This window comes from Paenibacillus sp. FSL H8-0280, assembly GCF_045040665.1.
GTDB classification, from domain to species: Bacteria; Bacillota; Bacilli; order Paenibacillales; family Paenibacillaceae; genus Paenibacillus; species Paenibacillus xylanexedens_A.
In genome coordinates, this window is record NZ_CP150296.1 from 1,408,476 (window position 1) to 1,432,321 (window position 23,846).

The 23,846-nt window shown below is 46.0% G+C and carries 15 protein-coding genes; 13 read left to right on the top strand and 2 right to left on the bottom strand.

The window, feature by feature from the left end:
• Positions 1-129 precede the first annotated feature (129 nt).
• The 9 genes from MHI12_RS06205 (at position 130) to MHI12_RS06245 (ending at position 15,635) form a co-directional block, all read left to right on the top strand.
• Entirely contained in the window at positions 130-1,077 is a 948-nt protein-coding gene (locus MHI12_RS06205) for a glycoside hydrolase family 25 protein (protein ID WP_405171874.1), read from the top strand.
• 942 nt (positions 1,078-2,019) lie between these two features.
• Positions 2,020-3,666: an ABC transporter substrate-binding protein gene (locus MHI12_RS06210; RefSeq protein WP_405172945.1), complete on the top strand. Its 1,647-nt coding sequence runs from the start codon at positions 2,020-2,022 to the stop codon at positions 3,664-3,666.
• Between the two features lie 208 nt (positions 3,667-3,874).
• Complete coding sequence (locus tag MHI12_RS06215; RefSeq protein ID WP_017690144.1) at positions 3,875-4,879, top strand: ABC transporter permease; 1,005 nt, start codon at positions 3,875-3,877, stop codon at positions 4,877-4,879.
• A gap of 136 nt (positions 4,880-5,015) precedes the next feature.
• On the top strand, positions 5,016-5,915 hold the full coding sequence (nikC, locus tag MHI12_RS06220; RefSeq protein WP_124117053.1) for a nickel transporter permease: 900 nt from the start codon (positions 5,016-5,018) through the stop codon (positions 5,913-5,915).
• Between the two features lie 1,370 nt (positions 5,916-7,285).
• The gene (htpG, locus tag MHI12_RS06225; protein WP_405171875.1) at positions 7,286-9,166 is read left to right on the top strand and encodes a molecular chaperone HtpG; all 1,881 of its coding nucleotides are present in this window, start codon (positions 7,286-7,288) and stop codon (positions 9,164-9,166) included.
• 689 nt (positions 9,167-9,855) lie between these two features.
• Positions 9,856-11,271: a deoxyguanosinetriphosphate triphosphohydrolase family protein gene (locus tag MHI12_RS06230; protein ID WP_076209597.1), complete on the top strand. Its 1,416-nt coding sequence runs from the start codon at positions 9,856-9,858 to the stop codon at positions 11,269-11,271.
• A gap of 21 nt (positions 11,272-11,292) precedes the next feature.
• The gene (locus MHI12_RS06235; RefSeq protein ID WP_405171876.1) at positions 11,293-12,318 is read left to right on the top strand and encodes an MsnO8 family LLM class oxidoreductase; all 1,026 of its coding nucleotides are present in this window, start codon (positions 11,293-11,295) and stop codon (positions 12,316-12,318) included.
• Positions 12,319-12,603: 285 nt separating this feature from the next.
• Positions 12,604-14,316: a methyl-accepting chemotaxis protein gene (locus MHI12_RS06240; protein WP_253506252.1), complete on the top strand. Its 1,713-nt coding sequence runs from the start codon at positions 12,604-12,606 to the stop codon at positions 14,314-14,316.
• Positions 14,317-14,657: 341 nt separating this feature from the next.
• Positions 14,658-15,635 (top strand): TRM11 family SAM-dependent methyltransferase, encoded by a 978-nt coding sequence (locus tag MHI12_RS06245; protein ID WP_405171877.1) that lies wholly within the window; start codon positions 14,658-14,660, stop codon positions 15,633-15,635.
• A 341-nt stretch (positions 15,636-15,976) separates the two neighbouring features.
• Here MHI12_RS06245 and MHI12_RS06250 read toward each other — a convergent pair whose 3' ends face one another.
• On the bottom strand, positions 15,977-16,933 hold the full coding sequence (locus MHI12_RS06250; RefSeq protein ID WP_405171878.1) for a D-2-hydroxyacid dehydrogenase: 957 nt from the start codon (positions 16,931-16,933) through the stop codon (positions 15,977-15,979).
• A gap of 207 nt (positions 16,934-17,140) precedes the next feature.
• On the opposite strand from MHI12_RS06250, the gene thpR reads away from it, so the two are divergent.
• Both thpR and MHI12_RS06260 read left to right on the top strand, forming a co-directional pair.
• Positions 17,141-17,743, top strand: coding sequence for an RNA 2',3'-cyclic phosphodiesterase (thpR, locus tag MHI12_RS06255; protein WP_405171879.1), 603 nt, complete (start codon positions 17,141-17,143; stop codon positions 17,741-17,743).
• Positions 17,744-17,873: 130 nt separating this feature from the next.
• The gene (locus tag MHI12_RS06260; protein WP_339197654.1) at positions 17,874-18,731 is read left to right on the top strand and encodes a cell wall hydrolase; all 858 of its coding nucleotides are present in this window, start codon (positions 17,874-17,876) and stop codon (positions 18,729-18,731) included.
• 275 nt (positions 18,732-19,006) lie between these two features.
• Here MHI12_RS06260 and MHI12_RS06265 read toward each other — a convergent pair whose 3' ends face one another.
• Positions 19,007-20,221 carry an MGDG synthase family glycosyltransferase gene (locus MHI12_RS06265; RefSeq protein ID WP_405171880.1) on the bottom strand — a complete coding sequence of 405 codons (1,215 nt, stop codon included), beginning with the start codon at positions 20,219-20,221 and terminating at the stop codon, positions 19,007-19,009.
• Between the two features lie 382 nt (positions 20,222-20,603).
• Here MHI12_RS06265 and MHI12_RS06270 point away from each other — a divergent pair, with 382 nt between their 5' ends.
• Together MHI12_RS06270 and MHI12_RS06275 are read left to right on the top strand one after the other, a co-directional pair.
• A complete protein-coding gene (locus tag MHI12_RS06270) occupies positions 20,604-21,185 on the top strand; it encodes a TetR/AcrR family transcriptional regulator (RefSeq protein ID WP_036611349.1) in 582 nt (193 codons plus the stop codon).
• A gap of 206 nt (positions 21,186-21,391) precedes the next feature.
• On the top strand, positions 21,392-23,674 hold the full coding sequence (locus tag MHI12_RS06275) for a YhgE/Pip domain-containing protein (RefSeq protein ID WP_341010177.1): 2,283 nt from the start codon (positions 21,392-21,394) through the stop codon (positions 23,672-23,674).
• Positions 23,675-23,846: the final 172 nt, after the last annotated feature.

The window sequence follows — 23,846 nt, forward strand, 5'->3', positions numbered from 1 at the left end:
TCGGAGTGTCCGTGTGAACAAGGCTCAGTTCATTTCCAACACATCAGGGACACGCACACAAGCAACCCCTAATCTAACCGCATTAACTATATACAAACGGCAATTTGCCGCATAAAGGGTGTGAGAAACATGCAAACGAGAAGTTCGGGCAATACACAGGGCATTGACGTCTCCCGATACCAGGGCAATATTGACTGGGCGAAAGTGAAGGCAAGTGGCATGACATTTGTATTCATCAAGGCAACCGAGGGACAGACATATACCGATCCCAATTATCAGAAAAATGTAACCGGTGCACTTGCTGCGGGCATGCTGGTCGGAACGTATCACTTCTTCCGTGCGACATCCACCGATGGTGCCAAGGCAGAAGCGGCACATTACGCCAATACACTTAACAAAGTGGGAGGCGCCAAAGCGTTACAACTGCCACCCGTCATGGACTACGAGAACAACCCTGGCAACCTGAGCAAAGCACAGATGAATACAGTTGCCAAAGCTTTTTTAACCGAATTACAACGTCTGATAGGTGTGAAACCGATCATATACACAGGGAATTCATTTGCCGGGAATTTTGACACATCACTCAGCTCATACGATCTGTGGATCGCACGTTACAGCAACACCCGTGTACCGGAAGACCAGCCGGCATGGAAGCGTTGGACGTTCTGGCAGTATACGGATTCAGGCAAGGTGAATGGCATTAGTGGAAACGTGGATATGAATGAATTCGAGGGAACAGCGGCACAGCTCAGAGCAAGATACGCAGCAGCCACTCCGAAACCACCGGAGCCATCCAATCCAACGAATCCAAGTCATCCGAATCCACCAACCGAACCACCGAAAGGGGGCGAACCGATGACAGCCGAAGAGAAAGCAGCGTTTGATGCGCTCAAATCCCAGGTCGACAAACTGCAGGCGCGTCAGCAAATGGAAGTTCCAGTATGGGCAAAGGCAGCTGTGGATGCAGCACTAGCATATGACACTAAAAATCCATTGTTCAGCATCGATAATGGGGCGAGTTATGATTTTTACCGTTTTATTACCGTGATGCATCGCAGAGGTTTGTTTAAAAAGTGAGCTGATTCTTAGCAAATTAAAATATTGATTTTATCTGAATGTGGATTGAGAAGAGAAGGGACACGGGATGCTTTTTGTCGAACTGTGTTCCTTTTTTGTGTTTTGTGTAAGTGATATTAACGCATATAATAAAGTTGAAGACTTATGTCTGTAAATCTCTTGTCTAATTGATTAATGTGATGTAAAGTAAGTTACACGAAATTGTTTTTCACCACAGTTTATTTACACAATCCTCCTCATCATGACAAAACCATAACATATGAAGTTATTGTAATGTCTCCCTGTTGTACAATCCAACATCTCAAGATGACTCGCTCATACGTTTCACACATCCAATCTGCAAGAGAAAACCACTCTAATAAACAACTTACACATCTAAACAACCTAGCCTATGTTGAGTTTCTTTCATCCGTATTGCAAACGAACGATAACGATACCTAATCCGGTCTCCACACTCCATGTTCAAGACGACACGCCCAAGGAACAGACTTTATAGCGCAGCCAGCAGCGTAGTATCCATATGCCTATTTCTATTTTCAATACACTGACTTAAACTTGCTCGTACCGGTCCGTAACCATTTGCTGTTGCTAATTGACCTTAGTTCAAATAAATCGCAACAATCTTATTCAATTGCATAGATTCATTTCATACGATACTTCGTTCGTTGTACGTTTTCTTTTTATATAAAAGTAATCATCCATATCCTTAATCCATGTGCATGACGATCTGACTTTTACTTATATCCATTGTTCACCTGTATCCCATGCTGTTTTTACATTTCATATACATGCCTTACTTTTCCCAGAACATTAATTCAGGTATCACAGGCATTTAAAGCCTTTTATATGATACATAGCACCAAACCGATTGCCAATATTGGAGATCTTTCATGCCAGCATCACACACATTATGAGACAGGGAAGGGTGTTGTACGTATGCGAATGAGAAAAAAATGGATGTCAGGTGTTCTAACGATGGCCTTAAGTACCGTATTGGTGTTGTCCGGTTGCTCCAGTAACGAGAGTGGAGAGTCTACGCCTGCTCCGGCGGAAGGAAACGATCCTCCAACCGAAACGGTAGCGCAGGATACGATGATTATGGGGCGTGGTGGGGATTCCGTAGCACTCGACCCGGCGATTGTAACAGATGGGGAGTCGCTGAAGATTGGGCATCAGGTGTTTGATTCATTGCTGGACTACAAGGAAGGCGGAACAGAAGTCGTTCCTGGACTAGCAGAGAGCTGGGAGATTTCGGCGGATGGGCTCAAGTATGTGTTTAAGCTGAAGTCCGGTGTGAAATTCCATGATGGAACTGACTTCAACGCAGAGGCTGTTGTGTTCAACTTCAACCGCTGGGGTGATCCGGCGAGTGAATATAAATTCGAGGGAGATTCCTTCGATTATTACGATTCCATGTTTGGTCCAGAGGACGGACGTGTGATCAAGGAAGTGAAGGCGACGGATGAAACTACGGTGGAGTTTACATTGAACCAGCCACAAGCGCCTTTCCTGCAAAATATTGCGATGACGCCATTTGGCATTGCCAGTCCAACCGCGATTCAGGAGAAAAAAGAAAACTTCAAGAGCGAGCCTGTGGGCACGGGCCCATTTGTATTCAAAGAGTGGAAGCGTAACGACTCCATCACCCTGGAGAAAAACGCGGATTATTGGAAAGAAGGACTGCCGAAGCTAAACAAAGTAATCGTGCGATCCATTCCGGATAACACCGCTCGCTTCAATGCGCTGCAAAACAACGAGATTGATGTGATGGAAGACCTAAACCCGGACGATCTGTCCATCCTTGAGGGAAATAGTGAGCTGCAAAAGATTGAGCGTCCACCGTTCAACGTGGCCTATATCGGCTTTAACTTCAAGAAGAAACCATTTGATAATGTCAAAGTCAGACAAGCCCTCAATCATGCGGTGAACAAGCAGGCTCTTATTGATGCGTTCTTTGCTGGACAAGCTGAACCTGCCGTGAACCCAATGCCGCCAACGCTGTGGGGATACAACGATACCATTGAGGATTACCCATATGATCTGGAAAAAGCAAAAGCTCTACTTGCCGAAGCAGGCTTCCCTGACGGGTTGCCTGATCCGATAACCTTCTATGCGATGCCGGTATCCCGCCCGTATATGCCTGATGGCAAGAAGGTAGCGGAAGCGATCCAAGCTGATTTTGAGAAAATCGGAGTGACCGTCACCATCGAATCACCGGAGTGGGCAACGTATCTCGAAGATACAAAGGCCGGGGAGAAGGACGACATTTACATGCTCGGATGGACAGGTGACAATGGTGACCCAGATAACTTCCTGTATACACTGCTGGATAAAGATGCCATTCCAAGCAACAACCGCAGTTATTATGTAAACGAAGAGTTGCATGTGTTGCTGACGGATGCGCAGAAAGAAACAGATCAGGAGAAACGTGCGGAGCTTTACAAACAAGCGCAGGCAATTATCAAGGAAGACGCACCGTGGATTCCACTCGTGCACACCACGCCAATTCTGGCGGGTAAATCGAACCTGAAAGGTTTCGTTCCTTCTCCACTGGGCACAGAATCCTATGCCGGTGCTTATTTTGAGTAAGCTGTAAGTTGAACTTATCCATTTCAGGATAACTGTGATCTGAAGATGGCACTACAGTTCGGAGTGATTACGTTTTAATTCTTTCTTACAAAGTGCTGGTTAGACGAAATGCTTGGCAGAACCCACATCCGGACGTAACTATCCAAAGCATGCGTTTCTGCCGGCGCTTTTTATTTTTGCACGATATGTCGAAGGCAGGTGAACAGGATTGAATAGCTATATTGTCAAACGTGTGCTTGTGTTGCTGCCCGTACTGCTGGGCATGACCCTGATTGTCTTTTCCATCATCCACGCCATCCCGGGTGACCCGGCCGAGACCATACTTGGGCAAAAGGCAACCGAACAATCCAAGCAGGCCCTTCGTGACCAGCTCGGTCTGGATAAACCCTGGTTCCAGCAATATTTCGCCTACTTGGGCGATTTGCTCAAAGGTGACCTTGGAACATCCATCCGCACCAAGGTGCCTATTGCCCAGGAAATTGTGCCTTATCTGACAGCAACCCTTGAATTAACGATGGCGAGTATGTTGTTTGCTGTCATTATTGGGGTGAATGCCGGGATTGTCAGTGCATGGAAGCACAACTCCTGGTTTGATTATTGCTGTATGGTCATTGCTTTGGTGGGTGTATCGATGCCGATCTTCTGGCTCGGTCTGATGGAACAATGGTTGTTTGCGAACAAGTTACAGTGGTTGCCGTCCATTGGACGAATGAATGCACGTGATCCGGTGGAAGCCATTACGGGCTTGTATGTGCTGGATACGATGATTGCTGGACAATGGAATCAGTTGTGGACCGTAACCAAACATTTGATTCTGCCAAGTGTTGCATTGGGAACGATTCCGATGGCTGTTATTGCCCGGATGACCCGTTCCAGCATGCTGGAAGTGATGAGTTCCGATTACATTCGTACAGCAAAGGCGAAGGGACTGGGTCCGTTTTTTGTCGTATATGGACATGCACTCAAAAATGCGTTTATTCCCGTGCTTACGGTTATCGGCATCCAGACCGGATCGTTGCTTGGGGGTGCGGTGTTGACCGAAACGATCTTCGCTTGGCCGGGCGTGGGACGTTATATATATGAAGCAATTAGTTCGCGGGACTATCCGGTGATCCAGAGTGGGATTCTGATCGTGGCGTTCTTTTTCGTGGTGATCAATCTAATTGTGGACTTACTCTACGCCGTGTTTGATCCGCGGATTAGTTATAAATAGGGACTCCCTTAATAAGGTGGATCAATAAAATCTGGGGATAACAGCGATCGGAAGATGGTACTGCAATCGTAGTGCTTGAGTGTAATAGAATTCGTTGATCTTTTGCTATATTCATGTTCAAGAAAGGAGACGCCGCATGGCCAAATTATCGACCAATACCGGACCATCTATTGACGCTGCGTCGGCGAGCACATCCGGTCCATGGCGGGAAGCGTGGAGAACGTTTCGGAAAAATCGGCTTGCGCTTGCAGGTCTAATTATTATCGTATTTTTTATCCTGTTGGCCTTCCTCGCGCCATATATCGCACCTTACGATTACAAGGAACAGGTTCTGGTGGATCGGCTTCAGGCCCCTTCGGCAGAACATTGGTTTGGTACCGATGATCTGGGGCGTGACGTGTTTTCCAGAGTGCTGCATGGGGCGCGTATTTCCTTGTGGGTGGGCTTTTTCTCCGTCATTGGTTCCATTATCGCGGGTACGCTGCTGGGGCTGATTGCCGGTTTTTATGGAAAATGGGCGGACATGCTTATCTCGCGTCTATTTGATATCTTGCTCGCCTTTCCGGGGATATTACTGGCCATCGCCATTGTGGCGATACTGGGCCCGTCGTTGCAAAATGCACTGCTCGCCATCGCCATCGTGAATATCCCGACCTACGGAAGATTGGTGCGTTCACGGGTACTCAGCTTGAGACAGGAGGAATTCATAACGTCGGCACGAACGCTTGGAGCAGGCAACGGGCGAATCTTGTTTCGCCACATCTTGCCCAATAGCCTTACTCCGCTGATCGTGCAAGGTACACTCGGAATTGGGACAGCGATCATCGAGGCAGCTGCACTCGGATTTCTAGGCATGGGTGCGCAACCACCCGATCCCGAATGGGGTAAAATGCTGTCAGACTCCCGTCAGTTTATACAAAAAGCACCGTGGACACTGATCTTCCCCGGCGTTTCCATTATGTTGACCGTTCTCGGCTTCAACCTAATGGGCGATGGTCTGCGTGACACCCTTGATCCGAAAATGGCGAAAAAGTAGAATTCTCAAACTCAAACTCAAACTCAAACTCAAACTCTAACCCTAACCCTAACCGTAACCGTAACCGTAACCGTAACCGTAACCGTAACCGTAACCGTAACCGTAACCGTAACCATAACTTGTAACCCAAGCTCAAACTGCGACTTTGATTGAAACCCTAACTCTGCAAGCCTAACTTTTTCTGTAACGCTGCATGTGTGCCAAAGCTAACATTAACACAAACCGTAAGCGCTAATTTTTATCGCAATCCTATTTGTAGCTGTAACCCCAACGTCTGCTTCAACTCTAACGAACCTGGGGAACCTTATTTTACGATTTTCAGCCAATTTCCCAGTCTAACGAACCTCAAACACGCAATTTTGCGAAAAACCTGTGGAAAGGCTCGTATAGTTGGCTAAAGGCAAGAAATAGTGTGTCTACGATTCGTTAAATTGTGAAGTCATCCTAAAATGGCCATTTAACGCCTCTGAGATTCGTTAGCGCGTGACTGTCATGCTGCTCAAAACGTTTAAGCAACCACAATACCAAGATACCAAAATACCAAAATACCAAAATACCCATACAATATACGTCAGTCTCAACACAGTAATGCTGAGGATACTCCAAGGTACATTAGATGGATATGTTTTAACGCTATCTACTACAGCAACAGACACATCACAATCTTTGACCATGCCGGTTCGAACTTGGGTTCGAGGCGGCTTTTGTTTTACCCGCGGGATTACGGTAAAATGATTGGTGATGTGCAAAAGTTGAAGGGTTATTCGATCTTTTTGTTAAAATAACCGCCTGCGTATTGACACCCAATTTTCCCATATGTTATATAAAAGGAAGGGTTTAGCACTCCGATCATTAGAGTGCTAACAAATGATGTTTTTAGTATACGCCTACATATGGAATGATTCTGTTTTTGAAAATAGATATTGAACCTGAGTAGAACATGCGAAGCCAAGGTGCGCAACAGACTTGAAGCTGCATCCCATGTCTAGGAGATATCACTTCATTGATATTCTCTATCCTAAAAATCAGTCGCTGATCAGATGCAAAAGTAGTGCAGGGGACGAAATCGATTTGGAGGAAGCAAAGCGTTCGCCTTTATCACCGGATTTCTCCCTTTTAAAAAAGGGAATCAAAGAAATACGGGGATAACAGCGATCCGAAAAACGATTCGTAACCGGAACGGCTACATTGCAGAACGTCATGTATTCATGCATTTTGAAGATTAGCCAATCTATTGGATCTGATGATCAAGCGTTTAAGCTTCGAATGATTTTCTGGCACCCGTAAGTTTTGTATGAAAAACTCAAGGATTTACTTTCTATTTTCAATCAAATCATTCGATATCCAATTTGAAAGGAGTCCAACCATTCATGGCTAAAAAAGAATTCCAGGCAGAATCCAAACGTTTGCTGGATATGATGATCAACTCCATTTACACCCAAAGAGAAATCTTTTTGAGAGAATTGATCTCCAACTCCAGTGACGCCATTGATAAAATTTATTACAGAGCACTTACCGACGATTCGCTCGTTTTCAACAAAGAGGACTACTTCATCAAGCTCACGATTGACAAAGAAAACCGCACGCTCACACTGACGGATACCGGAATCGGGATGACGCAGGAAGAGCTGGAGAACAATCTGGGAGTTATCGCGAAGAGTGGTTCCTTGGCGTTCAAGAAAGAAAATGAAGCTAAAGATGGCCACAACATCATCGGACAATTCGGGGTTGGTTTCTACTCGGCTTTTATGGTGGCGGACAAGCTGACCGTAACAAGTAAAACGCTGGGCAGCGACGAGGCTTGGAAATGGGAGTCCGAAGGCGCGGATGGTTACACAATCACACCAGCTGAGAAAGATTCCGTAGGTACAGAGATCGTCCTGACGATCAAAGAAAATACCGAAGAAGATTCGTATGACGAATTTTTGGAAGAGTACCGCCTGAGATCCATCATCAAGAAATACTCCGACTTCATTCGCTACCCGATCAAGATGGATGTAACGAGTCAACGTCCGAAAGAGGGCACGGAGAACGAATTCGAGGAATACCAAGAAGAACAAACCGTGAACAGCATGGTGCCGATCTGGCGTAAAAATAAAAGCGAACTGACCGAAGAAGACTACAATAACTTCTATATGGAAAAACGCTACGGTTTTGACAAACCGCTCAAACACCTGCATATCAGCGCAGATGGCGCTGTGGTATATAATGCAATCCTGTTTATCCCGGAGAACACGCCGTTTGACTACTATACCAAAGAGTATGAAAAAGGCCTTGAACTCTACTCCAACGGTGTATTGATCATGGATAAATGCGGGGATCTGTTGCCAGATTACTTTGGATTTGTCAAAGGTATGGTGGATTCGGAAGATCTGTCCCTGAACATTTCCCGTGAGATGTTGCAACATGACCGTCAGCTTAGCCTGATCGCGAAGAACATTAAGAACAAAATCAAGAGCCAACTGCAAAGCCTGTTGAAGGACGAGCGTGAGAACTACGAGAAGTTCTACCAAGCGTTTGGTCGTCAATTGAAATATGGTGTATACAGCGACTATGGTGTGAATAAGGATACATTGCAGGATCTGCTGTTGTTCACGTCTTCCAAAGAGAGCAAACTCGTGAGTCTGGACGAGTACGTCTCCAGAATGCCGGAAGATCAGAAGTACATCTACTATGCATCTGGTGAGTCCATTAGCCGTATTGAGAAGCTGCCACAGATCGAGGGTGTTCTTGAGAAAGGGTACGAAGTATTGTACTTTACTGATGACATCGACGAGTTTGCAATCAAGATGATCACGAACTACAAGGAGAAAGAATTCAAATCCATCTCCAGTGGTGATCTGGGTATCGAAGATAGCGCGGACAAAGAAGAAACGGACGCTCAGGACAACGACAACAAAGAGTTGTTTGAAGCGATGCAAGCTCAATTGGCGGGTAAAGTCAAAGCGGTTAAAGCTTCCAAACGTCTCAGAAGCCACCCGGTATGTTTGTCCACCGAAGGTGAGCTGACGATTGAAATGGAGAAAATCCTGAAAGCTATGCCGAACAGCGAAAACGTACAAGCCGACAAAGTGCTGGAAATCAACGTAAATCACGATGTCTTCAAATCGTTGAAAGACGCTTTCGCGCAGGATCAGGAAAAGCTGAACCTCTACACTAGCCTCCTGTACCACCAGGCTTTGCTGATCGAGGGATTGCCAATTCAAGATCCAGTAGAGTTCACCAACGATATCTGTAAGGTTATGGTGTAAAAATCCTTCGTACAAGCGTGCGATAATATCCTCGATGCAAAAATTCACGCATCTTCAAGAGTAGACTACGTGAACATTAAGTATTAGAAGCTAAATCGCAACGCTGCATCCACCATATTCATCCGACAGGGCATCTCCGTCCTGTCGGTTTTTTGTCTTTTTACTCACAACGGGGAGGGCGCGGGTGAGGCAGACTACCATTGTAGTAATGGATGATATTATTCTAAGTTGAACTTGATGTTCACTTGATTTTAGCGAGATAACTAGTGAATACCATTAATGTATTTTCAGGACAGCAAAAAGTAGTGAAGGGGACGGAATCGATTCTGAAGAAGCGAAGCGTTCGCCTTTATTCCCGAATTTCTCCCTTTTAAAAGGGAATCAAAGAAATTTGGGAATAACAGCGATCATAAGAACGATCCGTAACCGGAACGGCTACCTGGTGGCACAGTGAGTACTTATGGTTGTTCTGCTATGGGAGCGAGCATATGTGAATAATGAGTTCAATATGAATCATTGTCATTTAGATGCACGGATGATAGTCTGGCAGGGTATAATAAGAGAAGATGACTGTTCATTACAAGTTGATGTAAGAAGAGATGACAATCGCAGACAGGTTTTACTTTTCGAAACCACAGATGTTGTGTATAATCACTCAAAATAGAGACAGTCGGCTAGGAGTGATCCCCATGCAATGGAACGATCTGAGAGAACATAGACAATATCCTGAATTAACCAAATTGGATGGATCTCGTGCAGCGTATGAACGGGACTATTCGAGACTCATTCATTCACCGACCTTCCGTCGGTTACAGGGCAAATCGCAGGTGTTTGGCGCAGGAACGGGTGATTATTATCGTACTCGCTTGACCCATTCCCTGGAGGTGGCACAGATTGCCCGAGAGGCTGCCCGAAGTTTGATTCGCCGTTTTCCTGAGGTGGACTGGGACCGCGCGGACAACCCCGGCCTTATTATTGATTCAGAAGTGGTGGAGTGCGCTGCAATCGCACATGACTTCGGTCACCCACCGTTTGGACATAAAGGTGAAGAAGTATTGGATGGCATTCTGGATGACCTCATTAACACCGAGGCTAAGAAAATCATGAAAAAAAGCCGCAGCGCCAAAGTTCCCAAGGTGGAGTCTGAAGTCCGTGCCGAGCTAAAACGGAAATACGAGCATTTTGAAGGCAATGCGCACAACTTCCGTCTCATTATGCACTTGGAGAAACGTGAAGATATCGACGGACTGAATCTGTCTGATGCGGTGTTACTAGGAATCAACAAATATCCGTACCCTGGGACAGAGAGCAAAAAAGGCATGTATCATCATGAGTGGCAATATATTCGGGAGATCCGTGATCGCTGGAACGTGCCGGCAGGCAAGAAGACGCTGGAAGCACAGTTGATGGACCTTTGCGACGATATTGCGTACTCCTCGCATGACCTGGAGGATGGCATCAAAGCAGGAAAAATTGAAGTACATGAGCATTTCCTGCAAGATCCGCATGTGAATCGACTGATTGTGGATAAGATTACAACGCTGGAGGATTTGTTCTGGAACGGATGGACCCGAGAAGCGATTGGGCAAAAGGTAGAAGAGGTCCTCGCTTCGTTCCTGCGCATCTGGAATGAGAAGATGCCGTTCTGTGAGCATGATTACTCGCGTACCCGCCGTGAGGTGAAAGCCTACTGGGTGAGCTTTTTTGTAGGCAGCCTGGGCGTTATTGACGACGGTGACTGGAAGAAGGTAACCTTTGTCCGTGAAGGGGCTGAAGACCTCGATATGCTGCGTACGGTGAGTGTGCTCAAGAGTTTTGCCTGGGTCACCATGATTCGTGACCTGCGTGTGCAGCGGCTACAGAAGCGCAGTGAGTGGATGATTAAGCGATTATGGGATGCATTCCTCGATCCCGAAACGTCCAAATCCATTATTCCATCCGACTGGCTGCAGCGGTATGAGAAGGATCAAGCCAAAGCCCAGCCGATCTGGACCTGGGAACACATGGTGATCGATTATATCGCAGGAATGACGGATGCATTTGCCGAGAAAATATATAATGAACTCTACGGTCTGAAGGTGGGTTCGATCTACGATTTGGATTAAAATTAACCGATATAAAGGGAGATGAGACGCGTGGCTAAGCGAATGAGTGAGACGTTCAGTCTGGGCGTACTTGACCTTGTTCCAAGGTTGAACGATGCCACAGCGGAACAGGCGCTTCAACAATCGGTGACACTTGCGCAACATGCCGAGGCTTGGGGATACGCCCGATACTGGACGTCAGAGCATCATGATATGGCTGAACTGGCATCGGCCTCTCCCGAAGTACTGTTATCGCACATCGGAGCAAGGACAACAACGATCCAACTTGGCTCTGGTGCGGTCTTGTTGCCACACTATAGCCCACTCAAGGTTGCGGAGTCGTTCCGCCTGCTGGCTGCGCTCTATCCAGGGCGCATTGAGCTTGGGCTCGGACGTGCTCCTGGCGGTGGACCTCATGCCACGATGGCACTCAGTGGCAATTACTTGCAGCATGTGTCCAAGCTGCCTGAATCACTCGCAGCACTCACAGAACTACTAGAAGACCGCTACCTGTACGAGGATCATCCCGTGACAGCTCGTCCGATTCCCAAGCTTCCGTTATCACTCTGGATGTTGGGAACTAACGTGAAGAGTGCAGAATTTGCGGCACGGTTTGGCATGGGATATGTCTTTGGTCAATTCATGAGTGATGCCGATGGTACAGAGGCTGTAAGGCGATACCGAGAAGGATTTATTCCTAGTGCAACGATGAAGGAGCCTGAGGTAATGGTGGCAGTCAGCGTATTGTGTGCCAAGTCAGAGACGGATGCTTTAGACTGGAGTCGTGACATGGCGGAGAGGCGCAAGCTGGATGGAAAAGAACGTTCAACCGAGTCGAATTCAAGTGGTATCGCGGTCTCTAACACGAATGATGAAGCCGTTAGTGATCAAAATGAATCGGTGCGGCATTATGCAGGTACAGCTGAGCAGGTATGGGCGCGATTGCAACAGGTGAGTCGCAGGCTGGATACGGAGAGGTTGCTTCTGGTTACGGCAGGACCAGATTATAAGCGCAGGTTGGATTCATATCGATTGCTGGCTGAGCATAAGACGGCAATACTGAACTAGGCTGATCATTTTATGATGTTAGCCGTTGAAATCCGAACAAACCGAAGAGCTGCAGATCGGGACTTTACCGTATGCTGCAGCTCTTCGGTTTGGACTTTGTCAAGATTCAACAATCTTTTACAAAACCAAGCATCTAAATGACAAAATAATGTTATAATACTTTACGTCTATTTTCCTATCGATATAATATAGAGAAGTTCTTTTGACAAGAGGTCAAAAGAAGGGGAAAACAATGACATAAGCACCTGAATTCGGGATGACCGAAGAGGTCAAGGGGGAAATCATATGTTCAGCAGATTCAAGATCAAGAGTATCGGTCTGCGTATCAGCATCGCGTTCTACTTGTTAATCCTCTGTTTAATTATTTTGAGTGTCACGATTGTCACCCGGATGAATTCAATTGAAACCAACACTAATGAAATTACGAACAATTGGATGCCATCAATTCAGCAAATTAACCGGTTAAATTATACCACAGAACATGTTCTGTCACTAAGTTATCGTCACTTTGACGCGGATGAAACAGACAAGGCATTTTTGTCAGAAGAGCGTACCAAGTATATTCGTGAAACGACGCAGGCGATTAAAATCTATGATCAGCAGGAGAAGTCTGCGGAAGAGCTCGAACACTGGAATGCGTTCAAGAACAAATGGGAAGCGTATCTCAAGATTAATACGCAATCGATCAAGCTGAGTGATGAGGGTCAGACACAGCTGGCGAAGGAAGTAGCTGATAAAGGTGCTGATTCCTTCGACACCATGCAAGTCGATCTTGATTATCTCGTGGAATACAATCAGGAACAGTCCAATCTTGCGGCGGCCCAAACGATCAGATCGGTACAGGATGGTAGATTAATCATCATTATCGGTGTTCTGGTCATGATTGCCATTACAGCGATCAGCATTCCGATTATTCGTTCACAGGTCGTGAAACCACTGCTACGTGTCATTAGTGCGGTGAAACTGATTGCAGAAGGACAATTGAATGTTCAGGACATACATACCAAACATGAGGATGAAGTTGGTGTTCTGGCCAAAGCGGTGAATGACATGAAAGGTAACCTGACTTCCATGGTTCTGAGCGTCAGACGAATTGCGGAAGCTGTTAATCTACAAAGTGGGGAACTGGCAATATCCTCAGAAGAGGTTAAGATTGGTAGTCGCCAGATTGCTGTGACAATGGAAGAGTCAGCCAAGGCCGCAGAGAGCCAGGCAGAGACAGCCGTGGAATCAGCCCGTACGGTTGAAGCTTTGAATGATCACATTCAGAATCATACGGAACAAGGCAGCCAGTTGCGCGTCATGTCGGATCTTGTACTGGAGCAGGGGTTGAATGGTCGCAAGGTGATGGAACAATCCGTGCAGCAGATGCAACAGATTTCCGGTTCGGTCTCTGCTTCCATGAACAAGATGGAACGATTGAATCGTAAAAATGAAGATATTTCCAAGCTGGTTCAGGTCATTCATGACATTGCACGCCAAACCAATCTGCTGGCATTAAATGCCTCCATTGAGGCAGCGCGTGCGGGAGAGAGTGGACGCGGATTCGCCGTAGTGGCATCAGAAGTGAGGAAGTTATCTGAGGCTGTGCAGACTTCGGTTGAAGAGATCACGGCGATTACCGAGGATATTCAGCAGGAGTCACAAGGGGTGGTTGCGGAATTACGTACGAACGTTCAGGAGACCGAACTGGGTCAGGAACATGTGCTTACTTCAGGTCAACTCTTCCGTACAATTAATGAATCGGTGGAAGGCATGGTTGGTGTCATCGGCACTATGACAGATGGTCTCGCAGGCATGCAGGAAGCAAGCGGACGAATGAACGATTTCAGTCAGCAGATTTCCGCTGTTTCGGAACAATCGGCAGCGAGTGTGGAAGAAGTTTCTGCATCGGCGGAAGAGCAAGTAAGTTCTATGGAAACGATTAGCGGCAACATTCAAAGTCTGAAAGAATTATCGGAAGATTTGCTTACATCCATTGAAAAATTAAAAATATAACCTTCTTCTTATAATAGAAGAAGCTGGAATCACGCAGGCGGCTAATGGTGAGAAATCAGTATGATATATGAGCTGTTGGCCTATAACGTATACTGGCAAGAACGATTAGATTTCCAATGTTATAATCTCAAAATAAAGTAAGGCGTTCCTCAACAATGGGAACACCTTATTTTTTTCTTTCCAAATAGATACGTGCAAGGAAATGGATAGTTGTCTAGGGGCCTAACATTGTATACAATGACTACCTGAAAGCAAACGTATGAGTCGTATTTGATATGTCTTCAATGAGCTTACTATTTATATAGAAGAAACATGATTAATGAAGGAAGGAGAGGGGGATTTTGCCTGATGAAACACTTGGTATTTACGCTACTTCTGGGAAACACCTCTATACCTTTGCTTGCCACGAGAACGAGCAAGAATTATGCATGCTGGAGCTGAATACGCTGCTTGAGCCGAGTTCGGAGATCCATATGGATACGGGATCGTATGTGTGGTCTGACCGATGTATTCCACCTGGACGCAGTCCTTTTATCCATGGCAGACTGGACGTGATCGGCGAAGGGGGCAGCGTGACTGATCTGCTTCCTTTTGCCAGAGATATTCATCTGTTGCCAGAAGAGACATTTAAGGTAGTTTGTCTGAAAGAAGGGGATCAAGCCCCTGATTATGCACAGTCTCGTCAACTGGAAAAAGAAGTTGGTATGTGTATTAAAGGCAAGGCACAGATGAAACAACCTAAGGTGACTTTCGGCCTAATCCGAACAGGAGAAAAATGGATCTTGGGCCAGTGGACAGAAGCGGATCGATCATGGCAGATTCATCGGCAGAAGCCGCAAAATTACTCAACTGGATTTGGCATCACGCTTGCCAGAGCACTGGTGAATATTGCCGTTCCGAGAGTGGAAAACCATCGGTTGCTTGATCCGTGCTGCGGTATGGGAACGGTTGTGATTGAGGCTTTATCCATGGGAATTGATGCAAAAGGTAACGAACTCAATCCGCTGGCTGTCCGAGGTGCACGTATCAATCTGCCGCATTATGGATATGATTCGGATCGAATCACACTGGGGGATATGAATGAACTGCAAGATTTGTATGATGCAGCAATTCTGGACATGCCCTATAACCTCTGCTCTGTACTTCCGGATGCTGAGCAACGAGCCATGCTGGAGAGTTTGCGCAGATTGGCAAAACGGGCAGTGATTGTTTCCACAGAGTGGGTAGAAGAGCACTTGTTGGAAGCGGGATGGACTGTAAAAGAGTACCGAACAGTACACAAAGGCACGTTTATACGTCATATTTGGCTGTGTATGTAAGCGTAAAAAACAAAAAAAATCTACCTCTAGGGAAATTTCCAGAGGTAGATTTTTTTATTGCTTGCAATATCCATTGAACTAACCGTTTACACAAGAACGTAGAGGACAGAAATAACCTGAAGAAGTGGAGCTAAAAGCTTTCTGTAAGAAAGCTGCATCGGAAGCATACTCTTCGCCTTTATTCACAGATTTTCACCTTATAAAAGTGAATTGAAAAAAACTGGGAATAACAGTGATCGGAAGGTTGTTCTGTCATCGAAGTTGCAAGTGTAAGTATTCTTTAGTTCCATTGATATCGTGATGTTGATTTGCACAATATTGCATGGGAACGGGTGTTTGTGTTAATATTTATGACTATAATCCACAAGGTTCAACGGCAGGGTATCGCCAGCGACGTAAGCTTCCAGATTTTTGATGAAAATATCGACTGCTCGATCCGCGTATTGCTCTGTACTTCCGGCGATATGAGGCGTAATTAACACGTTATCCATGCCCCATAGCGGGTGGTCTGCCGGAAGAGGTTCTTCTTCGAACACGTCCAGTGCGGCGAAGGCAACTTTGCCGTTTTGGAGTGCATTCAGCAACGCTTCCGTTTTCACACTGGGGCCACGGCCCACATTGACGAAGCAGGCACCGGATCGGAACTGCTCAAATGCAGTTTGATCATATATATGTTTGGTTTCATCGGTTAACGGTAGAATGTTAATTACATAATCGCCCTGGCTCAAGGCTTCATGTAAACCGGTCATGTCGTACATTTGGTCCACATTGGGGACATCCTTACCTGAGCGGCGAACTCCGATCGTACGCATGCCGAGGGCTTTGAGAATACGGGCTGTTTCCGTGCCAATCTCACCTACACCAACGATGACCGCTGTTTTGCCATGCAGTTCCGGCAGTGGTTTGGCAGGAGCTTTCCATTCGGCCTGCTGTTGATGCAGCATAGCTTGTCTCAGCCAGCGACTGTGGGATAACATCATGCCCAGAATAATTTCGGTGATTGGAATCGCGTGAACTCCATTTGCACTGGTGACCTGAACGTTCTTTTGTTGCAAATCTGCGAAGGGGAGATTGTCTACACCAGCAGACCAGACCTGAACCCACTTCAACAGGCCGTCCTGTTTCAATGCATGTTCTGTGACGAGTGGGGACCAGCCGAGAATAATCTCAGCTTCTTTCAACTCAGCGGGGTCCAATTCCTTGGCTTTTCCGAATTTCAGGGTGTATTCTGGTGCAGCATTCTGAATGCGTTGTTGCTGTTCTTCGGATAGAGATGGAAAACATACAATTTTACCCATAATGTGTGGTCCTCCTGAGATAAATAGTTTGATGAGTTTGATGATTAAAGTGTATCAGATTTGGTGTTGGATGTGCATTAAGGTGGGAAATGCAGGAATCTAGCCTTATTTGCAAATGGTTATATTTGTGTCACTCTATACTTACCCAACTTGAAACGATATGTATAGTTATGAAATAATAGAGCGAACTTTAGAGAGGTGTATGCAATGAATAACCAATCACATCAGGATCATTCATCCCGACGGGAAAGATTGTTTGTAGCAATTCGTCTTCCTGTTGCTGTTCAGCAGTCTCTTCAGATGGATTCGAGGCTTGTACAGAACAAGCTAGATTTTCGTAAATGGACAGATCATAGAGATTATCATATTACCTTGCAATTTCTGGGGGATACGTTAGTTAGTGACATCGGGCACCTGCGAAAAGCATTGCGCTCAGCAACAAGCGGATTACAGCCGTTTGAACTTCAGCTTTCCGACTGGGGCACATTTGGACTTGAAGAAGCACCTAAGGTGCTTTGGAAAGGTGTTAGCGGAGAGATAGAGCACTTATTTTCATTGCAAAAACAAATCGTGCAGGCGACTTCGCCCCTTGGGTATGAAGCTGAATTAAGACCTTATGCTCCCCACATTACCATTGCCAGAAAATATCTGGGACAGCTTCCAGGTAATGAAAATAAAGGGGTATCTGGAGTGCTTCCGAAACATTCCACAGGTGTTAATTCATGGATGGTGGAGGACATTGTACTTTATGTGACAAGGCTGGGACAATCGCCAATGTATGAGGTCGTGGATACGTTCACTTTTTCCTGATAATCATTTTTATGCCATAAAATCACATTGACATAACGTTTATCCCTATGTAATATTAGCCATCGTTATTCAAATTCTTTTTTTTGGGTTACTTAGTTAAGGGAATTGTTTCGACAGGAGGAATCTTCGAATGAACATTATAAGCAAAAATCGTTGGGTAGCACCGATGTTATCAGTGCTGCTTGTATGTATAGTGGGGGTAAATGTCGTTCAGGCGACGGGGAAGTGGAATGAAGCTAGTGATAGTAAACAGATGACCGAACTTGCGGCTTCTGGGCAAAATAACCAAACATCTACGCAAGAAGAGAGGCGCATGATGGAAGATGGGACAAGTCTGTCCTCTAATCTGTCTGCCCAAACCGTAGCGTGGACTGAATCTCTGCCAGCGAAGAACTGGCTGACGACTGCTCAAGAAGAGCAGGAATTGCAAGAAGCCAAGGCCAAGAACAAAGCTAGAGCGATAGCTGCGGCCAAAGCCAAAAAAGAAGCTGCACTGAAATTGGCTAAAGTGAAACGCGCCAAAGAAGTCGCTGCTGTAACAACTCCCCCCCAAAAACTATACTTTACACGGACCAAACTTCTGAACCAGGAAGACTCGAAACTTGCAACCTGGTCATACAGTGTGTCCGATAAAGAACTGCATCTGCTGCAAAAAATCGTCATGGCAGAAGCGGAAGGTGAACCGTACGAAGGCAAAGTGGCAGTTGCCAATGTTGTCTTAAACCGGCTGCGGTCAGCCAATTTTCCCGATACCATTTACAAGGTCATCCATCAGAAATCCCAGTTTAGTCCTGTAGCGAACGGACGTATGAAACGTGTGGTTCCCAACGAGGACAGCATCAAAGCAGTGAATGCTGCGTTGAACGGGAAGAAGGAAGTTGCCGATGATACGTATTATTTCTTATCATTGACGCTTGCTGACGATCTGACAGTTGCCCGCTCGCAGAAAAAAGTAAAAACGATCGGTCATCATACTTTTTACAAGTAATCGACCCGTAAATTCTGCAAACAGGCAGGGTAGTTAACTGTGTGTGCTTCACACGGCCCTTGAAAAAGCCTGAATCGTAGTTTTATTTCGTTATTTAAAAATATCGTTATACTCTAAATTACCCTTTTTTCTGCCAAATCATACGGTGGAATTAGTGAAAATAAAAGAAGGTTCCCTTCCAAAAATTCGGAAGGGAACCTTCTTTGTATATCGTGAGCAATTGTCTTGTCCCCAATAACACCTCGTGAGAGCTGTTCTATAGGTCCGTAGAGGCGTCAGAATGGTATTCTGGTACCTGACAAGGACGTGGCAGTAATTCCGGCTGTGAAACGCTCCAAGGAGGTTGTTGTGACTTCGGCTGTCGTCGGAAACAATAAGTCATGAACAGCTTGAGCACAGCACTTCGGATCATAGACCGAAGGGTTACCTGAATGATGCGCTACGTTCAGCGGGCTTTCAGTTTGAGTAGATGCCTGCTCCACTAGTTGTCTGAAACGATTGGTAATCACGTCGGCAGAGTGAATAACCTGGCCGTATCCGGCTTGTACAAAGTATTCACAGTTCTCTTCCTCTTGACCTGCAATCGGAGGAATGAACAACATCGGTAGACCCTTGGCCAGCGCTTCAGTGCATGTCATGCCACCTGGCTTCGTAATCAGCACATCGGATACATCCATCAGTTTGCTTACTTCCCGTGTATATCCCAGAATACGAATATTCGGGTGCTGGAAGCAAGGCATTTCCTTCATTTTTGCAATCATTTTTTCATTGCTTCCTAGACAGAAGACCAATTGAACACGATCTGCCCAGGACGTGAGAGCTTTCATATGATCCTCATCAAACGAAAGTCCCCATCCGCCACCCATAAGTAGCGCTGTAGGCATGTTCTGAAGCCCCATCTCTTCCCGTAGCTTCACCTTATCTCCTGCTTCCCAGAAGTCTGGATGCACAGGGATTCCCGTGATCTGAATATGGGAGGGATCGACACCCCGGATCTCAAGCAATGCTTTGACCTGAGGGGTAGAGACCAGATATTTGTTCACTTCCGGATTAATCCATGTTCCGTGCACGTCATAATCCGTCACGACCGTATAGAGCGGGATATTCAGACCCTGGCGTTTGAGCCGGGAGATCACAGCATTCGGAAAAGGATGGGTACAGATCACCGCATCCGGTTTCAGTTGAGATACGACCTGTGCCGTCTGTGTATAGAAAATTCGGTGCAACGCCAGCTTGGTAAAACCATTTAGTGATTTGTTGTACTGTGTGCGGTACAACAGGCTGACCAGTTTGGGTTGAACCGATAGTGTCTTTCGATATGCAGAGAAAATTAGTGGAGCTACCGTTGGGTTCAAAAATTTGCCTAGTTCAATGACACGACTGTGAACATGTGGACTGACTTTTTTGATGCCATGTGCCAGCGCATGAGCGGCCTGAGTGTGACCGGTACCGAAACCTTCCGATAATAAGAGCACTCTTGGTTTTCGCATGAGTTCACCTTTATTCATAAGTTTTAATTCAAAATGAAGATATTCATTGTTTATTCTAGCTATGGAATGCGTTACTACATGAATATACATTGAAACACAAAATCATGTTTCTTCTATGAATATTTACACCATATATCTTACAATGAGACAACTTAAACTTCATTATATATACGTATTATCTGAGTCATCTTACACTATAGACGACGACAGAAGGAGTTTCCACTGCATTTAGGTTAAAAAATATTAACACAATTTTTTAAATGTTAGGGTTGCAATCTGATTTCTAAGGTGGTATTGTAGTTTTTGACCGAATGACTGAATTGTATTTTTGGTCATTTATGTAGAGCGATTGAACAATGAATGTGATTAAAGGAGGGATACGATGGCTCCGATTGACAGGAGACAGCAGGTTATTCATGCGGCAGCCCAGTCGTTTGCCATGTTTGGATACAAAGCAACGACGATGGATCAGGTCGCCAAGATTGCGAACGTTGGCAAAGGAACGATCTATACGTTTTTCACCAATAAGGAACAATTGTTTGATCAGATCCTGGTAGAAGTGATTCAGGAAATGAAGAACATCGCGCATCGTGAAGTGCATCAGGAAAGTGCATTTTTCGATAATCTGTTTCGGGTACTGGATGCCTTGTTAGAGTTTCGTCGTGATCACGATCTGCTCGTTAAGTTATCTCAGGAGCTGAAGGACTTTGGAACGCTGCAGGCCAAGGAAGGATTGGACAAGGTGGAGAAAGTAATCTCCGACTTTCTGGCTAAGGAGCTTGAGAAAGCAAAAGACAATGGAGAGATTCGAGATTGTGATCCGCAAGTCGTCGCATTTATGATGATTCGCCTGTATATTGCACTCACCTCAGACTGGAGCAAACAACATCAACCGCTGAGCAAAGAGGAAATTAAGACTTACTTTCGCCTTTTCTTAATGGAAGGAATTGCTGCTGTAACGTAATCCGAATTTAATCTACTATAATATAAGGATTTTCACGCGTATCAAGCAGGGAGGCTTGTCGGAAGACAGGTTGTTTTTTTGTCCTAAATTGACCGTTTGAGGAAAGTGGTCACTTCGTGTTTCAGTATGTTTTCTGGAATGCGACATTGTATTTCATTATGGTTATTCCTGCTCATGGAGCAGAGAGATTAAGGGGAGAAAATGACATGAAATCTTTATCCGTGTTTTTCAAGGATGTGGGATCGGCCGTGAGAAACCCGAAGGTGTTGATCCCTGTTATTGCAATTATGTTTATACCGATCCTGTATAGTGGCATCTATCTGGCAGCCTATTGGGACCCGTATGGTCATGTGGATGAGATGCCGGTTGCCGTTGTTAATCTGGACAAAGGCGCTGAGCTGGAGGGCAAATCCCTCCATGTAGGTAGTGATCTGGTGGATGAGTTGAAGAAAAATGCCGATTTTAAATGGGATTTTGTCAGTGCGAGTCAAGCTAAAGAAGGCATGAGTAATGACAAATATTATATGCAAATTACGATTCCGGAGAACTTCTCATCCCAAGCAACAACATTGCTCGATGACAAGCCGGAGCCGGCTGATCTGATCTATGAACCGAATGGCAATTACAGTTTTGTCGGTGCTCAGATCGGTAAGACCGCTATTAAGGACCTGAAAGCAAAAGTCTCAGCCAAAGTAACGGAATCCTATGCAGAAACATTGCTCGACAAGTTCTCCGAAGTATCGGATGGCTTGGCTGAGGCAGGCGATGGGGCGGGTGAACTGAATACCGGCGCAGGCAAACTGGATGATGGTGCTGTTAAGCTCAAGGATAACCTGGCGAAGCTTGCATCAGGAACGCTTGAACTTCAGGAAGGACTTTCTCCATTAAGTGATGGTGTTAACGCGCTACACACAGGGGCAACCAAGCTTGAAAGTGGAACATCAAATCTTGTATCCGGTCTGCAACAGCTTCAGGCAGCCGCATCGAGCCAGCTTCAGAGCGGAGCAGATCAGTTGAAGGATGGTAGCGCCAAGTTGGAAACTGGACTCCAGTCTTCACTGGATGGCACAAGTAAGTTGCAGGCTGGTCTGAAATCATCAGAACAGGGCAGTGCGAAGCTGTCGGATGGTCTGCAAAGTGCTGTTCAGGGCAGCGGTACACTGGCAACAGGCCTGCAATCGGCTGTAGATGGCAGTTCCAAGGTTGCTGATGGTGCACAGGGCGTAGCCGCCGGATTGAAACAGCTTGCTGCATCAAACCCCGAACTGGCTGAAAATGCGGATGTACAGAAGCTGCTTGCGGCAAGTGAGGCTGTTGCTGACGGCAGTGCACAATTGCATGAGAGCGAGCAGAAGCTGGCACAAGGTGCAGATCAGCTGCATCAGGGTAACCAGCAACTGGCTGCGGGTGCAGCCGAGCTTCATGGAGGCCAGGAGCAACTTCTGGCTGGTGCGAACCAACTGGTGGATGGTCAGAAGCAATTGCTGGCTGGTGCAGGGCAGCTCAGTCAAGGAGGCGTTAAGCTCTCCGATGGTCTGAAGCAGTTCAGCGGCAAACTGGGTGATGCTGCAAGTGGCGGTACATTGCTTGCAGATGGTGCCAAGCAGCTGGGCTCAGGGACTACAGCTTTGCAAACGGGTGTAGGTAAACTCAGTGGTGGCGTTAGTTCACTAACCGATGGTTCCAAGCAATTGGGTGATGGCGCGGGCAAACTGGCTGACGGCCTTACTGAGCTAAAAGATGGCTCAAGTGAACTGGAAACCAAGCTGAATGATGCCGCACAGAAAACATCCGAAGTTAAGAAAACGGATGATGTAGTGAACATGTTCGCTGAACCTGTGAACTCTTCGGAGAACACAGCAGAGAACGTGAGCAATTATGGTACAGGATTGACACCGTTCTTCCTGTCGATCGGTCTGTTTGTGGGATCGTTGATTTCCACGATTGTATTGAAAATGCGGGAAACGTCCGTACCTGGTGCAACAGGCTGGAATCGTTTTGTCAGCCGGACACTGGTATTTGGGTCCGTGAGTATTTTCCAATCGGTTATCGTGGCAAGTTTCATGTTATATGGTCTTGGACTGGAGACGCACAGCGTAGGGCTGTTCTACCTGTTTACCATTATTACGGGGCTGACCTTCATGTTGATTGTTCAGGCACTTGTAACCTGGCTGGATCTGCCTGGACGTTATGTTGTCATTCTGCTTCTGGTCTTCCAGCTTGCGGCTAGTGCAGGGACCTTCCCTGTAGAACTGATTCCATCATGGCTTCAGGCATTTAGCCCTTGGTTGCCAATGACACACAGCATTATGGGCTTCAAAGCCGTGGTATCGAGTGGTAATCTGGATGTGATGTGGCATCAGGCAGGTATTCTTAGCATCTATGCAGGTGTATCCATTCTGCTGACGCTTGCTTACTTCCTCTGGAATGGCAGACGTCCGAAAAAAGAAGTCGAACAGGCTGATTCTGGTCAAGTTGTGACGGCATAAGTCGAACCTGATCTTCAGCAGGGTCATATTTTTGAAAAAAAACTTTATTTTCTTGTAGTGAAATTATGCAATATAGTAGTCAAATAGTGCAAATAGCCTGTGACCCCAAAAAGGGGTTGCAGGCTATTTTGTATACAAATGCATAGAGAAGTAAAGTTTCGCTGGCTTAAGC